We start from the raw sequence: 14,782 nt of genomic DNA, 5'->3' as shown, positions 1-14,782 counted from the left end.
GTTACAGGGTCTTGGCCAGGAAATCGGCGGTGCGTTGCTGGCGCGGGCGCTCGAACAGGGCCTCGGGCGTGCCCTGCTCGATCACCCGTCCCTGGTCCATCATCACCACGTGGTCGGCCACGCGGCGGGCGAAGCCCAGCTCATGGGTGACGATCACCAGCGTGGTGCCGGAACGGGCCAGCTCTTCGATCACGCTGAGCACTTCGGCCACCAGCTCCGGGTCCAGCGCCGAGGTCGGCTCATCGAACAGCAGTACCTTTGGCTGCAACGCCAGCGCGCGGGCGATCGCGATGCGCTGCTGCTGGCCACCGGACAGCTGGCGCGGGAAGGCATCGGCCTTGTCGGCCAGGCCGACCCGTTCCAGCAGCGTGCGCGCCTGCTGCTCGGCCTGCGCGCGCGGCACACCGCGTACTGCCATCGGCGCTTCGATGATGTTCTCCAGCGCGGTCAGGTGCGGGAACAGGTTGAAGCCCTGGAACACCATGCCCACTTCGGCACGCCGACGGCGGATCTCACGCTCGGGCAGTTCGTACAGGGTGTCACCGTCACGGCGGTAGCCGATCAACTGGCCGCCGACGGTCACGTAGCCGCTGTCGGCACGCTCCAGGTGGTTGATCAGCCGCAGCAGCGTGGACTTGCCGGCGCCCGATGGGCCGATCAGCACCGTCACGCTGCCGGCGCGCAGGTCCAGGTTCACGTCTTCCAGCACCGGCTGATCGCCGAACACCTTGCCAACGCCATGCAGCGACACCGCCGCACCCTCGCCCGCTTCGACCTGGGTGGCGATGCGCGGTCGGTGGATCACGCGCGGCGCAGCATCACTCTGCACGCGCAGCAGCGATGACACGTGCGATGCCGAGCGCTCGCGCTGCAGCTGGCCGCGCGCGAAACGCTGCTCCACGCGCCGCTGCAGCAGTGAAAGTACGGTCAGGATCACCAGGTACCAGACCGTGGCCACCATCAGCAGCGGCACCACCTCCAGGTTGCGGCGGTAGATCACCTGCACCGTGTAGAACAGCTCAGGCAGCGCCAGCACGTAGACCACCGACGTGCTCTTGGCCAGGCCGATCACATCGTTGAACGCGGCCGGCAGGATCGAGCGCATCGCCTGCGGCAGGATGATGCGGCGCACCTGGCGGCCACGTGGCAGGCCCAGCGCGGCCGCGGCCTCGTACTGGCCGTGGTCAACCGACAGAATGCCGCCGCGGATCACTTCGGCCGAGAACGCGGCTTGGTTCAGGGTCAGGCCCAGCACCGCGGCAGTGAACACACCGATCAGCTGCGTGGTCGGGTACGAGAACAGGTTGATGCCGGTGAACGGCACGCCCAGCTCGATGGTGCTGTACAGGTAGCCCAGGTTGTTCAGTAGCAGCAACAGCACCAGCAGCGGGATCGAGCGGAACAGCCACACGTAGCCCCACGACACCGCCGACAGCAGCGGCGAGCCGGAGACGCGGGCCAGCGCAAGCAACGTGCCCAAGGCGAAGCCGAGGCCAGTACCGAGCGCGGTCAGCAGCAGCGTACGGGCCAGTCCCTCAAGCACTGGGCGCGCGAAGAACCATTCGGCGAAGGTACCCCAGCCCCAGCGCGGATTGCCCAGCACGGACTGCAGCCCGATCAGGATCAGCGCCAGTGCCAGCACCGTGCCGAAGACCTGCAGCGGATGCCGGGCCGGCACGATCTTCAGCGCCGGCGCTGGCGCCGGCCGGGTTGCAATGCCATCCAGCGCGGTCGAAGGCGTGCTCACGCGTGGGCTCCTTGCAGCTGGGTCTGCGCAGGCACGATGGGGGGCGCCGGTGCCCGCAGGTGCTTTTCGAACGGCAGATGCGCAATGGTTTCGGTATCCGCATCCAGATCGAACAGCGCGGTGTAACCATGGCTGAGGTACAGGCCAACAGCTTCAGGCTGGCGGAAGCCCGTCGTCAGGAACACCCGCCGATACCCTTGCCGCGCCGCCTGCTCTTCCAGCTCCTGCAGCACGCGCCGCGCAATGCCCTGGCGACGCAGCCCGGGCAGCGTCCAGATGCGCTTGAATTCGGCGGTATACGGATCACGGTGCGGCATGAACGCACCGCCGGAAATCGCAACCCCGTCGCGCAGCAGCAGCACGAAGGCGCCCACCGGGGCCGCAAAGGCCTGCGCCGGATAGCGCTGCAGCTCCTCGCGGGCGCTGCCACCGATGCGTCGACGCACGTCGGCGTAGCGGCTGTCGTACTCCTGCTCCAGGCCGTCGAACAGCGGCCGCGCCAGTGGGTCATCCACCGAGGTGTAGAGGAAGCGTTCGTTGCTGCTCATGCCACGTCCTTCACCAGATAGTCTTCGGCCAGCCGTGCCCACAGGCTGGCAGCGGGTGCAATGGCGGCGTCGTTGAACACATAGCGTGGGCTGTGCAACGGTGCGCTGTCGCCGTTGCCGACGAACACGAAGCTGCCGGGCCGCGCCTGCAGCAGGAAGGCAAAGTCCTCACTGGCGGTGCGCGGTGCGAAGTCGGGCACCACCTGTTCGGCGCCGAAGCCCTGCAGCGCCACCTCGCGGATGTACGCAGTCTGCTGCGGGTGGTTGATCACGCTGGGGAAGCCGCGCGGGAATTCAATCTCGGCGCGCGCGCCGAATGCAGCGGCGGTCTGCTCGGCAAGTTCAGTGACCCGCCGCCGCAGCGTGTCGCGCACTTCCGGCAGATAGGCGCGCACGGTCAGCTTCAGCTCGACCACGTCCGGAATCACGTTGGCGGCCTGCCCGCCGTGAATCGAGCCAACCGTAACCACGCCCATCTGCCGCGGGTCGACATTGCGCGAGACCACGCTCTGCAGCGCGGTGATGATGTGTGCAGCCACCAGGATCGGGTCGACGCTGCCCTGCGGCTCCGCACCGTGGCCGCCCTTGCCGATCACCTTCAGCCGCGCCCAGTCCACCGACGCCATCGCCGGGCCATCGACGAAGCCGAAATGACCCACCGGCACGCCCGGCCAGTTGTGCAGCCCATAGATCGCATCCACCGGGAAGCGTTCGAACAGGCCATCGGCCATCATCTTCGACGCGCCCGAACCCGTCTCCTCTGCAGGCTGGAATACCAGCTGCAGGGTGCCGTCGATATTGCCGTGATGGGCGAGGTAATGCGCGGCGGACAGCAGGATCGCGGTATGGCCATCGTGACCGCAGGCATGCATCAGGCCGTCGGCCTGGCTGGCGTAGGCCAGCCCGGAGTCTTCGTGGATCGGCAAAGCATCGATGTCGGCACGCAGGCCCAGGCGACGGCTGCCCTGCCCGCGCTGCAACGTGCCGACTACGCCGGTGCCGCCGAGGCCGGTGGTGACCTCATAGCCCCATTGCTGCAGCAGCTCGGCCACGCGGGCACTGGTGCGATGCTCCTCGAAGGCCAGCTCCGGGTGCCGGTGCAGATCATGACGGATCGCAATGGCGGCCTCGGCGCGTGCTGCGATTTCCGGCAGCACGCCGATGGACGCGGAATCCCGCCGGGCATGGCCCGGCGCTACCGAGTTCTCTCCGCTCATCGCCTTATCCCACCTTCCGCGCCGGTTCGGCGTCGGTCGCATACCGGCTGGCCTTGTACGGCAGGCCCAGATGCTCGCGCAGCGTCTGCCCTTCCAGCGCGCGCTGGTGGTAGCCCCGCGTCTGCAGGATCGGCAATACCTGGGTCACGAAATCGTCCAGGCCCTCGCGCTGCGCGGCAAAGCCGAGAATGAAGCCATCGCTGGCACCGGCATCGAACCAGCGGATCAGCTCATCGGCCACGTGCTCCGGCGTGCCGATGAAGTTTGGTCGCGGGCTCACCGCTTCCAACGCCACCTGGCGCAGGCTCAAGCCCTTCTCACGCGCATCCTGCTTGATGCGGTCGGTGGTGGAACGGAACGAGTTGCTGCCGATGTCACCCAGCTCCGGGAACGGTGCATCCGGGTCGTACTGGCTGAAATCGTGGTGATCGAAGAAGCGCCCCAGGTACGCCAGTGCATCCTCCAGCGTGGCCAGTGTGGCGATCGCCTGGTACTTGGCTTCGGCCTCCTCGGCAGTACGGCCGACGATGGGGCCGATGCCCGGAAAGATCTTCACGTCATTGCCGCTGCGGCCATGCGCGATCGCCGAATTCTTCACCTTCTGGGTGAACGCGCGGGTTTCCTCCAGCGACGGCGAGTGGGTGAACACCGCGTCGGCGTACTTGCCGGCCAGCGCGATGCCGTCGTCGGACGAACCGGCCTGGAAGATCACCGGCTGGCCCTGCGGCGAACGCTGGATGTTGAGCGGCCCTTCCACCTGGAAGAAGCGGCCCTTGTGGTCGAGGCGGCGGAACTTTTCCGGCGCGAAGAAGATACCGCTGTCGCGCTCGCGCACGAAGGCGTCGTCGTCCCAGGAATCCCACAGCCCCTGCACCACCTCCAGATACTCGTCGGCGATCTGGTAGCGCAGCGCATGTTCCGGGTGTGGCCGGCCATAGTTGCGGCCCGAACCCTCCAGTGGCGAGGTCACCACGTTCCAGCCGGCACGGCCGCCGCTGAGCAGATCCAGCGAGGCGAACTGGCGGGCCACGGTGAACGGATCGCTGTAGGACGTCGACAGCGTACCCGCCAGGCCGATCTTCTTCGTTGCCGTGGCCAGCGCCGACAGCAGCGAGATCGGCTCGAAGCGGTTGAGGAAATGCGGGATCGACTTCTCGTTGATATACAACCCGTCGGCCACGAAGCCGAAGGCGATACCGTTGTCCTCGGCCGTGCGTGCGATGTCGATGTAGAACTGCAGGTTGACGCTGGCATCAGCCGGATTGGACGGATGCTTCCAGGCATGCATGTGGCTGCCGGGGCCCTGCAGCATGATGCCGAACGGAATGTGGCGCGGGGTCGTGCTCATTGGGAATCGCTCCTGCAGGTCAGGCCACCGCCGCGCGCGGCGCAGGCGACAGCAGTTCGAGGGATGTCAGGCGTGCGTCAAGGTCGGCCACCGGCGCGTCGAGGATGAACTCGCCCACGCCGAAACGCCGGTGCAGCGCGTCCAGTTCGCCGCGCACATGCTGCGCATCACCGGACAGCACGCTGGGGCGCGTTTCCTCGATGCGGAAGTCGGCCACGCCCACCTGGCGCGCGTACTCGGCAGCCGCCCCGGGGCTGGGCAGGTTCACCGCCTGCCCCGGACCAAGGTGCAGCTTGTAGACGCGCAGCGCGCCGATATGACGCGCTGCTGCTTCGGCAGTCGGTGCGGCGAAGGCCACCGTGGCCAGCAGCGGGGGCTGCGAGGAGACGCTGCGGTAAGCGTCGAACGCAGCCTCGATATGTTTCGGGTCGCCATCGAAGTGCGCGGCGTACACGAAGCGCCAGCCCAGCTCGGCTGCTTGCTTCGCGCTCTGTGGGCTGGCCCCGAGCAGGAAGCGCCCAGGCGCCTGCTGTGGAATCGGGCGCGCCAGCGCCTCGGTCGCGGCACCGGACAGATAGCCCTCCAGGTCGCGCAGCTGCTGGTCGAAATCGGCGAATGCCGGGCGTCCCGCCGCCAGCGCGGCAGTCGACGCTGGCAGGCCACCGGGCGCCTTGCCCACCCCCAGATCCACGCGCCCCGGCGCCAACGCCGCCAGCAGGTTGAAGCTCTCTGCAACCTTGTACGGCGCATAGTGGCGCAGCATCACCCCGCCACTGCCGATGCGGATGCGCCGGGTCTGCGCCAGCACCCAGGCTGCCAGCACTTCCGGCGCCGGGCTGGCAAGCGCCGGGGCAGCATGGTGCTCGGCGAACCAGTACCGGTGGTAACCCAGCTGCTCGGCACGCTGCGCCAGCTGCAGGCTGTTGCGCAGCGCCTGTTCGGGCGAGGCACCCTCCGCCACCGGGCTCTTGTCCAGCACACTGATGAGATAGCTCACGGTCGCGTCCTCGCTCAGGGGTGGGCCACAGGAATGCCAAGCAATCCGTTCAGCGCGGCCAGGATCGGCTCGGCACCGGAGATGTACTGGCGGTCCTGATGCACGCCACTGGCCAGCTCGCTGCGCACACCCTGCGGCAGCACCAGCTTGGGCAACGACTGGTCCTGCTCGCCGATCTCGGCGATCACCTCGCGGCGTGGCCGCGCGAAGCCGATGCGGCGCACATCCAGCTGCGCGTCGAGGCCGTCGATGCTCGACAGCGCCCCTTCCAGCAGCAGGCTGTGCCGGCAGAAGAAACGCTGGCCAGGAATCTGGCCATCCTCGAACTCGCGGTCGAGCAGGAACAGGATGGGTTTGCTTGCTGCGTCCAACGCCACGGGAGTGTCCTCATCAGGGCCGGCAATGCGATGCCGCTTCGATTTCGATGCTAGGGATGCCGGTGCTTGCGGTGGCGATACCAGGCGACAATCGGCGGTCAGATCCGGCCATGCAGATGCGCCTTGGCCATAAGCAAAGCGCCGTCGGTTATGCCGTCAGGCAATGCGTCGCAGCGGCGCCGGTACCGCCGGCGCCTGCACGGCCAGATGCCCGGCCGCACGCTCGGTCGCCAGCGCGATGCGCGCCTGCAACGCTGCACTGTTGATGTGTTCGCCATCGAAGTCGGCCGGCGTGGCATACACTCCGATCGGCAGGGTGTGCGCCTGCAGGAAACTGAACAACGGCCGCAACTGATGGTCGATCACCAGTGCATGGCGCTCGCTGCCACCGGTCGCCGCCAGCAGCACCGGTGTCTCCACCAGCGCCTCCAGCCCGATGAAGTCGACCAGGTGCTTGAACAGCCCCGGATACGACCCCCGATACACCGGCGCGGCCACCACCAGCAGCTCGGCCGCCTCGATCGTCTGCAACGCCTGCTCCACCGCAGGCTCCGCCTCATCGCGCGACAACGACTGCCCCAACGAGCGCGCGATCGGCGCCAGCTCCACCAGCTCCACGCTGGCGTTTACCCGCTGCTGCAACGACGCCAACAGGTGCCGCACCAGCAGCAACGTGCGCGACGTCGCCGAGCTGGTCGGTGACCCTACCACTGCAACCACCCTCAATGCAGAAGACATGAACTGCTCCTCGATGATGCCGGACTACCGCCGGCCGCCTTTCGCCTTTTGTAGAGCCGAGCCATGCTCGGCTGCTGTTGCCTTTGTAGAGCCGAGCCATGCTCGGCTGCTCCACCTCAGAACCGGTAATTGATCCGCCCGTACCAGAACGCCCCGATCCCGCTCAGCACATCGCCCGAATCCCACGTCGTCTCGATGCTGGCCACATCGGTAGCACTGCGCGCGTACTCCGGCACCTTGCGCGTGCGCTTGTCGAACACGTTGTTGATGCCCAGCGCCGCGCTCCAGCCCGCACCCAGCTCCACCGCACCTGAAAGGTTGGTCACCAGCACCGGCGGCTGCCTGTATTCCACGCCGTTGTTCAGGCGCTTGATCGGGCCGTAGTAGGTGAAGTCGACATTCGAGCGCCAGCGCCCGTTCTGCCAGCCCAAGCCCGCCACCTGGGTGTAGCTGGGCGTGCGGAAGCGCAGTGCGTACTCGCTGCTCTTGGTCAACAGGTTGATGTTGGGCAGTCCCTGCAGCGCCGCCGGAATATCACGGACCTTCCGGATCGTGGTGCGGCCGACGTTGGCCGCATAGCTCCAGCGCAGCTTGCCCCACGCCGTTTCCTGGTTTGCTTCCAGGGTCAGCTCCACACCGCGTGTGCGGGTATTGCCCACATTGGTGAAGTAACTGGCGTAGAACGCATCACCCGGCAGGATGCTGATGCCGGCTGAACCCAGCAGCGCATCGATGGTGTTCTTCTGCGCCGCACTCAACACCGTACCGCTGTTGTCGGTGATGCGCGCCGGGTCCTGCGCGTTGTAACCGATCTGGCTGGACTGGCCGAGCTGGCCGCGGATGTCGATATGGTAGGCATCCACGGCCAGGTGGAACGCCGGGCTCGGGTCCCAGGTCACGCCCAGGCTGTAGTTGGTGGCTTTCTCGGGCTTCAGCGGCGTAGCACCCAACGCAATCGCCGCCGGCGAAGACACCTGTGCCACCAGCGTGGTGCCGCACGGGCAGCTGCCGGTGGCCTGGTAGAACTGCGCGCCCAAGCTGGGGGCATGGAAGCCGTTACTGACCGTCGCGCGTACACCCAACGCGTCGGTGAAGTCGAAGCGCGTGGTCAGGCGGCCCGTGGACACGCTGCCGAAGTCGGAATGATCTTCCCAGCGTGCAGCGGCATCCAGATACCAGCGCGCGGTGATGTTGCTGGCCGCACCCACATAGACCGCCTTGCTGTTGCGCGTCGCCTTCACCGCATCGGCGGTGGAGTAGCCCACGAACGCGGCGGCACCGAAGCCGGTGTAGGACTCCCACTGCCCTGCCCCGCGCTCATACTGTTCATGCTGGTACTCGGCGCCGGCGCTCACTTCCAGCGGTGACGCAAAGGCGGCCACCTCGAAGCCACGGCGCAGGTCCAGGTTGGCGATGCCCTGCTGGTAGTCCAGCTTGCCGTCATAGAAGTCGGTGGGCGAACCGGGGTACGGCAGCGAGTAGTTCACCGAATTGCGGGTATAGGTGCGTACCGTGCTGCGGTTGCCGGTCAGGCTTGCGTCGTAGTCCCAGCCCGCGATCTGGCCCTTCACGCCCGCGGTACCGGTGTACTGCTTCTCCTTGGTCTCCAGCACGGGCAGGAACCCGTCGGGGAACACGCTCAGCACACCCGGCGCCTTGTAGGTGGTGAAGATGGTCGCCGGCAGGCGGAAGTTCTGGATCGCCTGCGCGGTGCGATCACTGGCGGTGGCATTGGCGTAGAACTGCGCGCTCTCGCCCAGGCCATGGCCCACGTTCACCGCAAACGCCTTCAGCGCATACGATGGCGAACTGAGGATGATGTTGGCCTCGGCATCGCGGTCGGCCTCGGCCGGGTTCGGCGACGCACCCGCGGGCAACCGGTTGTTCGGGCGCAACGCTACCCGATTGCCATTGGCATCCACCGCCGGGTAGCTCAGGTAGCCGTCGATGTAGCGGCGGCTGCGGATGGCATGATGCTGGCGGGTGGTTTCACCGGACAGGTTGACGAAGCCATCGGCGCCCCATGGCAGGCCCACGTTGGCACGCACGCTGGTGCGCGAGCCATCGCCATCAATGCTCTGCCCGCTCTCAACCGACAGGTCACCGCCATGCGCCTGCGACTTCAGGATCACGTTGACCACGCCGGTGATCGCGTCCGAACCATAGATGGCCGACGCGCCATCGCGCAGCACTTCCACATGGTCGATCGCCGAGACTGGAATCAACGCCAGGTCAGCCCAGGCATGGCCGGGGAAACCGCCGCCGTTGGCACCACTCACATAGGCACTGGCATTGCGGCGCTTGCCGTTCACCAGCACCAGCGTGTAACCCGGCGAGAGATTGCGCAGCTGGTAGCCACGGATCAGGCTCTCCTGGTCGCTCTGGTAGCCGCCGATCTGGCTCAGCGACGGCAGCGAACGTTGCAACGCTTCCAGCAGGTTGCCCTGGCCAGTTGCAGCAAGGTCCTCTGCGGAAATCACATCGATCGGGGTGGAACTGTTCTTCACCGTGCGCGTGCTGGTGCGCGACCCGGTGACGACCACCGCATCCAGCGTGGACGCTGCCACGTTGGCCGTTGCAGCGGTGGCAGCAGGATCCGCATCGGCATCAGCCGCATGGCCAGGCGATGCGGCCAGAACGCTGGCGATCAGGACGGCGAGAGTGTTCAGCACAGGGGCATGGGCAGCAGGCATGGGGGCTCGTGGGGGTGGGCCGGAAACACGCTGCCATTCAAGGGCCTGTTCACCCACCGCGACAGGCGCGATCGCGTCACCCAGCCGTAACATCCGGCCACCCACATGACCGCTGGTAATGACGTTAGGCGGCCGCAACGGTGCGCGGCTGCCTGTAGAGCCGAGCCCACGCTCGGCTGCTCTTCGCGACGGCGTCAGATGCATCCCCCCGCCGGCACTGAACCGAGCGTGGGCGCGGGTCTACAGGAAGGGAGCGACCGCTCCATATGCCTGCCCGGCATCACCTCATGCCCGCGCACCACGCAGCGCCACGCATCTCCACCCGTAGCATCAAGCCATGCCCAGCCCACCCGCCGATCCCAGCGCACCGCTCGTCGCCATCGTTGCCTGCCACGGCCAGGGGCTGTTCGAATTCGGTTGTGCGGTTGGCCTGTTCGCACCGGTGCGGCCAGAACTGGGCGTGGCCTGGTACCGCACCCAGCTGTGCGCGGGTGAACCCGGTGCACTGCGCATGCTCGGCAATGCACAGGTGCAGCTGCCCTGCGATCTCAGCACGGTTGAGGACGCCGACATCATCGTCATTCCCGGCTGGCGCGAACCCAGCGAGCGTCCGCCACAGGCGCTGCTCGATGCACTCGTCCGCGCCCACGCGCGTGGTGCGCGCATCGCCTCGATCTGCTCCGGTGCATTCGTGCTGGCCTGGGCCGGGCTGCTCGACGGTCGCCCGGCCACCACCCACTGGCGCCTCACCGAAGCGCTGGCGCGCGACTTCCCACGCATCGATGTGCGCGAAGATGTGCTGTACGTCGATACCGGCAGCATCATCACCTCGGCCGGCTCGGCCACCGGCATGGATATGATGCTGCACATGGTGCGCAAGGACTACGGCGCGCGCGTGGCCAACCTGGTGGCCGAGCGGCTGGTGCTGGCGCCATGGCGTGATGCCGGGCGCAGCCAGCGCGTCAGCCGCGCCATTCCCCATGGCGAGCCCTCGCGTCTGGCAAAACTGATGGAATGGATGCGCCGCAACCTGCGCGAGCCGCACTCGCTGGGCAGTCTTGCCGAGCAGGCCGCGCTCAGCCAGCGCACGCTGCAGCGGCAGTTCCTGGAAGCCACCGGCCTGTCGCCGATCGACTGGCTGATCCGCGAGCGCGTGGCATTCGCCCGCGAGCTGCTGGAAACCACTGACCGGCCGCTGCAGTGGATTGCCGAGCAGGCCGGCTTTGGTTCGCAGGAGTCGTTCCGCCGGCACTTCCGCGGTCAGGTGGACGCCAGTCCTACCGAATACCGCAGCCAGCATCGCGGCGGAATTGGCGCGGACCGGCTGGTGGGCTGCTGATCCAACGCATCACTCCCCGGTGATGCGTGAGGAAAGGCTCACGGCAGGCTACGGCGCCCCACGTATAGTGACGGGCGTCACAAGAAGCCCCTTCCATGCTCCACGCATTTGCCTACTCCAGCCACATGTCGGCTGCGCTTTCCGATGAAATGCTCCGGCAGATCGTCTCCCGCTCTGCCACGTTCAACCGTCGCGTGGACGTCACCGGAGCGCTGCTCGTCGACGGGCAGCGGTTTTTCCAGTACATCGAAGGTCCGCCCGACGGGCTGGAAGCGGTCAAGCGCCGCATCCAGGACAGCCGATCGCATGCTGCCGTCGTGCCGGTACTGGACATGGCGATCAGCACGCGTGCTGTTCCCTATTGGGCCATGACCCGCATCGAGACCGGGCAGGTCGTGGTGTCCGGCCTGGTCAATGCGCGATGGGACGAATTCGGCCATTCCGTTCCGGGCATGGATCAGCTCGTCGGCCTGCTGGGTCCGCACTTTCCGCGCATCGGCGCGCTCAGTGCCCGCCATGCGCCCGTCGGATCCAGCTGAACCGCCGCCTTGCGCGCGTAGTCCCACGCGGCCGCGTGCTCCCTGCGCACGTCATCATTCAAGCCGCGTTACCCATCGTTCCTGCCAGATCCACAGCATGCCTGTACCTGCTCAACCTTCAACGGAAACACGTGCCTCGCCCGCCGAGTTGTTCGAGGTTGTCGTCCTGCGCGCAGGCACCGCCCTGTTCGCGATCGACGTACAGCTGGCCGTGGAAATACGCGGCCCAGAGACCTTCGGCCCTGCGGACCAGCATGGCAGGCGGAGCCTGGAGGTACGGGGGCAGCCGTTGCCGGTGGCCGACCTGCGCAGGCTCAGCGGGCAACCGGCATTCGATGGCGGCAGCCCAGCCATGCTGTTGATCAGCGTCGGCACCGCAACCCTGGCGCTGGCGGTAGATGAAGTGCTGGAAATCGAAACACCGGACGCATCTCCAGACGCAGCCTCGCCGGCGCAGGGTCGACCGTTCAACTTCTGCAGCCGGCACGTTCGGGTGGATGCCACACGTTCGGCTGCGCTGATCGAACCGCAGTCGCTGCTGGCCGCGCTCGCGGTGCGGGACTGAGGCGCCTCTGCTCAAGGGCGCCTGCGAACCGGTTGAACCCGCATGCGCCAGCACTGCGCGGCAAAGCCGATCACAAACACCACCGCCAATCCCAGCAGCGTGTGCAGCACCACCGGCGCCATCGGCGCCGCAGCAATCGGATGCGCTGCCGGCAACCGTGTCAGCGTTTCATTCACGCCCGGCACCAGCGACAGCAGGAAGCTGAAAGACAGCGCAAATGTCGACACGTAAGGTGCGGCGCCACCCAGCCAGCGCAGCCGGGCCGCCAGCACGCCGCCGAACGCCACCAGCAGCACAATCACTCCGAATGCGTGGCCCGGGTTGATCCCGCCCGTACTGGAGACGGTGAACGACGTTGCCACCGACAGCACCAGCCCAAGCAGGTACAGCTTGCCGGAGCGTGTCGCGGGGTCGATCGCGCGATGGCGAATGAAGGCATACAGGCCGGCGAACACCGGTACAAGGCTGACGGCCGTGTGGATCACGCCCAGCGTGGACAGAGAGTGCGACATGGAACATCTCCAAGGGTTGATTGAATCTACTAGTAGGTAGACTTCTGAATCAAAGAAAAGGCCTACGTTGCCGCAGGCCCACCACACATCTATCAGGCAGCCGCGCTCACCCGCGCGATGGCCAGCCGTGCCAGCGCAGCAAACGTCGCCGCATCGCCGAAACCGCGCGCGGCCAGCATCGCGCCATGCACCGATGACATGAACGCTCTGGCCTCATCGGCCACCGGACCCTGCAGGCGCAGTTGACCCAGCGCCGCGCCCTTTTCCAACGTGAGCGCCAACCAGCCACTCAAGTCCTCGAAATGCCCGCGTACTTCTTCGGCAATCTCCGCAGGGATCATCGGCGCCTCTGCCGCCAGCATCGCGCAGATGCAGAACGAAGACGTGCCACCGGCAATACAGCTCGACCAGTAGTCCACATAGGCGTTGAGCTCCTGCAGCGGGTCGTCCAGCTGCCGGTCCAGCAGCGCCAGGCCTTCGCGCGCCTCGGCCCGGTACAGCTCAACCACCGTGCGCACCAGGTCCACCTTGCTGGGGAAATGGTGATGGATGCTGGCCTTGCTGATGTTCACCCGCGCCGACACGTCGGCGTAGCTGAAACCGTTGTAGCCACCAGCCTCCAGCAGCGAACGGGCGTGGGCCAGGATCTCCTGGGCCTTGGGCGAGAGCGGCTCTTTCATGCCGTCAACCTACTAGTAGGTTGATGCCCTGTCAACTATCCGCGGCCGGGTGGGCATCATCTGGTGGTGCCGGCCGCTGGCCGGCAACTGCACGCACCCAACTCCACCGGGATGCCGGCCAGCGGCCGGCACTACCACGCCCGGGCATTCGTGGCGGGATTTGACATGCAGGCATTTACCTGCATATAGTCCATCCCAAGGGGGTCGCCTGCCTGCCCATGCGAGGAACCTGCAATGGTGGATATCGCACACCGGGTCGGCATCAAGGCCCCCGCAAGCCAGGTGTATCAAGCACTGGCCACCCCTGAAGGCGTCGCCGCCTGGTGGGCCGAAGACACCCATGGCGACTGCAACGTCGGCGGCACGGTAAAGGTCCGTTTCACCAACAGCGGCCAGGAAATCGGCGCCATGGAAATGCAGCTGGAACAGCTCGTTCCTGGCGAACTGGTGCTCTGGCAGTTCCTGGCCGGCCCCGCCGAATGGATGGGCACGCATGCGCGCTTTGCGCTGAAGCAGGAAGGCGACTACTGCATCGTCCTGTTCACCCACGAAGGCTGGAAGGAACGCGTCGAGTTCACCTCCCACTGCAGCACCCAGTGGGCGGTCTTCCTGCTGAGCCTCAAGGCCCTGCTGGAAACCGGCAAGGGCCAGCCCAATCCACACGACATCAGGATCGACAACTGGAACTGAAGACGCCCCGCATGAATGCAGACAAGGTGTTCAAGGCACTGGCAGACCCCACGCGTAGAACGCTGCTGGACCTGCTTTGCGAAGACAACGGCCAGACCCTGGGCCAGCTCTGCGAACACCTGGACATGGCCCGGCAATCGGTCACCCAGCACCTGGGCCTGCTGGAAGACGCCAACCTGATCAGCACCGTGCGCCGTGGCCGCGAGAAGCTGCACTTCATCAACCCGGTGCCGCTGCATGAAGTCTACGAACGCTGGGTACGCAAGTTCGAGCAGCAGCGCCTGAGCCTGCTGCATGACCTGAAACGCGAACTGGAAGGAGAATGACGATGTCCGTAGAGTCAACCCGCTTCATCCACGTGATCTACATCGCGTCCACGCCACAGAAGGTGTTCGAGGCCATCACCCGCCCCGAGATCGCCAGTCGCTACTGGGGCCACGAGAATGTCTCGGACTGGAAACCCGGCTCGCGCTGGCAGCACGTGCGCGCCAACGAAACGCGCTCGGTCGAGCTGGTCGGCGAAGTGGTGGAAAGCACCCCGCCCTCGCGGCTGGTCATCACCTGGGCCGCCGCCTCGCAGGCCGACAATCCCGATGCCTACAGCCGGGTCACCTTCGAGATCGTGCCCTACCAGGACATGGTGCGGCTGACCGTTACCCACGACGAGCTGGAACCCGGCAGCGGCATGGATACCGGCATCCGCCAGGGCTGGCCGATCGTGCTGTCGAGCCTGAAGTCGCTGTTGGAGACGGGCAAGGGATTGGATGTGTTTGCGAAGCCGCAGTAAACGGC

16 protein-coding genes are annotated in these 14,782 nt (G+C 66.5%); 6 read left to right on the top strand and 10 right to left on the bottom strand.

Going from position 1 to position 14,782, the window contains the following annotated elements; translation table 11 throughout:
• Nucleotide 1: 1 nt before the first annotated feature.
• The 8 genes from AC5P5V_RS11230 to AC5P5V_RS11195 form a co-directional block, all read right to left on the bottom strand.
• A complete protein-coding gene (locus tag AC5P5V_RS11230; RefSeq protein ID WP_269217122.1) occupies nt 2–1,747 on the bottom strand; it encodes an amino acid ABC transporter permease/ATP-binding protein in 1,746 nt (581 codons plus the stop codon).
• The gene (locus AC5P5V_RS11225; RefSeq protein WP_134967986.1) at nt 1,744–2,295 is read right to left on the bottom strand and encodes a GNAT family N-acetyltransferase; all 552 of its coding nucleotides are present in this window, start codon (nt 2,293–2,295) and stop codon (nt 1,744–1,746) included. Before AC5P5V_RS11225 ends, AC5P5V_RS11230 begins: the two co-directional genes overlap by 4 nt.
• Nucleotides 2,292–3,512: a M20 aminoacylase family protein gene (locus tag AC5P5V_RS11220; RefSeq protein ID WP_134967987.1), complete on the bottom strand. Its 1,221-nt coding sequence runs from the start codon at nt 3,510–3,512 to the stop codon at nt 2,292–2,294. Before AC5P5V_RS11220 ends, AC5P5V_RS11225 begins: the two co-directional genes overlap by 4 nt.
• Nucleotides 3,513–3,516: 4 nt before the next feature.
• Nucleotides 3,517–4,860 carry an LLM class flavin-dependent oxidoreductase gene (locus AC5P5V_RS11215; RefSeq protein WP_134967988.1) on the bottom strand — a complete coding sequence of 448 codons (1,344 nt, stop codon included), beginning with the start codon at nt 4,858–4,860 and terminating at the stop codon, nt 3,517–3,519.
• Nucleotides 4,861–4,879: 19 nt separating this feature from the next.
• Nucleotides 4,880–5,857: an MsnO8 family LLM class oxidoreductase gene (locus tag AC5P5V_RS11210; protein ID WP_134967989.1), complete on the bottom strand. Its 978-nt coding sequence runs from the start codon at nt 5,855–5,857 to the stop codon at nt 4,880–4,882.
• 14 nt (nt 5,858–5,871) lie between these two features.
• The gene (locus AC5P5V_RS11205; RefSeq protein WP_061477874.1) at nt 5,872–6,234 is read right to left on the bottom strand and encodes a DUF3088 family protein; all 363 of its coding nucleotides are present in this window, start codon (nt 6,232–6,234) and stop codon (nt 5,872–5,874) included.
• Between the two features lie 156 nt (nt 6,235–6,390).
• Nucleotides 6,391–6,972, bottom strand: coding sequence for an FMN reductase (msuE, locus tag AC5P5V_RS11200; protein ID WP_134967990.1), 582 nt, complete (start codon nt 6,970–6,972; stop codon nt 6,391–6,393).
• Nucleotides 6,973–7,088: 116 nt separating this feature from the next.
• Complete coding sequence (locus tag AC5P5V_RS11195; protein ID WP_134967991.1) at nt 7,089–9,665, bottom strand: TonB-dependent receptor plug domain-containing protein; 2,577 nt, start codon at nt 9,663–9,665, stop codon at nt 7,089–7,091.
• Nucleotides 9,666–10,002: 337 nt separating this feature from the next.
• Here AC5P5V_RS11195 and AC5P5V_RS11190 point away from each other — a divergent pair, with 337 nt between their 5' ends.
• The 3 genes from AC5P5V_RS11190 to AC5P5V_RS11180 all read left to right on the top strand — a co-directional run bounded on the left by AC5P5V_RS11190 (nt 10,003) and on the right by AC5P5V_RS11180 (nt 12,108).
• Entirely contained in the window at nt 10,003–11,004 is a 1,002-nt protein-coding gene (locus AC5P5V_RS11190) for a helix-turn-helix domain-containing protein (protein ID WP_134967992.1), read from the top strand.
• A gap of 95 nt (nt 11,005–11,099) precedes the next feature.
• Nucleotides 11,100–11,543 (top strand): BLUF domain-containing protein, encoded by a 444-nt coding sequence (locus AC5P5V_RS11185; protein ID WP_134967993.1) that lies wholly within the window; start codon nt 11,100–11,102, stop codon nt 11,541–11,543.
• Between the two features lie 97 nt (nt 11,544–11,640).
• Nucleotides 11,641–12,108: a chemotaxis protein CheW gene (locus AC5P5V_RS11180; protein WP_495215883.1), complete on the top strand. Its 468-nt coding sequence runs from the start codon at nt 11,641–11,643 to the stop codon at nt 12,106–12,108.
• An 11-nt stretch (nt 12,109–12,119) separates the two neighbouring features.
• Here AC5P5V_RS11180 and AC5P5V_RS11175 read toward each other — a convergent pair whose 3' ends face one another.
• Both AC5P5V_RS11175 and AC5P5V_RS11170 read right to left on the bottom strand, forming a co-directional pair.
• Entirely contained in the window at nt 12,120–12,620 is a 501-nt protein-coding gene (locus AC5P5V_RS11175; RefSeq protein WP_061477880.1) for a hypothetical protein, read from the bottom strand.
• 92 nt (nt 12,621–12,712) lie between these two features.
• Nucleotides 12,713–13,300 (bottom strand): TetR/AcrR family transcriptional regulator, encoded by a 588-nt coding sequence (locus tag AC5P5V_RS11170; RefSeq protein WP_134967995.1) that lies wholly within the window; start codon nt 13,298–13,300, stop codon nt 12,713–12,715.
• A 234-nt stretch (nt 13,301–13,534) separates the two neighbouring features.
• Here AC5P5V_RS11170 and AC5P5V_RS11165 point away from each other — a divergent pair, with 234 nt between their 5' ends.
• From AC5P5V_RS11165 to AC5P5V_RS11155, 3 genes are read left to right on the top strand one after another with little or no spacing between them, the layout of a single operon-like run.
• Entirely contained in the window at nt 13,535–13,990 is a 456-nt protein-coding gene (locus tag AC5P5V_RS11165) for an SRPBCC family protein (RefSeq protein WP_134967996.1), read from the top strand.
• Between the two features lie 11 nt (nt 13,991–14,001).
• Nucleotides 14,002–14,316 carry an ArsR/SmtB family transcription factor gene (locus AC5P5V_RS11160; RefSeq protein ID WP_005416268.1) on the top strand — a complete coding sequence of 105 codons (315 nt, stop codon included), beginning with the start codon at nt 14,002–14,004 and terminating at the stop codon, nt 14,314–14,316.
• A 2-nt stretch (nt 14,317–14,318) separates the two neighbouring features.
• Nucleotides 14,319–14,777 carry an SRPBCC family protein gene (locus AC5P5V_RS11155; protein ID WP_134967997.1) on the top strand — a complete coding sequence of 153 codons (459 nt, stop codon included), beginning with the start codon at nt 14,319–14,321 and terminating at the stop codon, nt 14,775–14,777.
• Nucleotides 14,778–14,782: the final 5 nt, after the last annotated feature.

The sequence above is a fragment of the Stenotrophomonas sp. YJH_SMC_130 genome (assembly GCF_059369035.1).
Note: the sequence above shows the minus strand (reverse complement) of the source record. Positions and strands in the feature narration are given on the sequence as shown.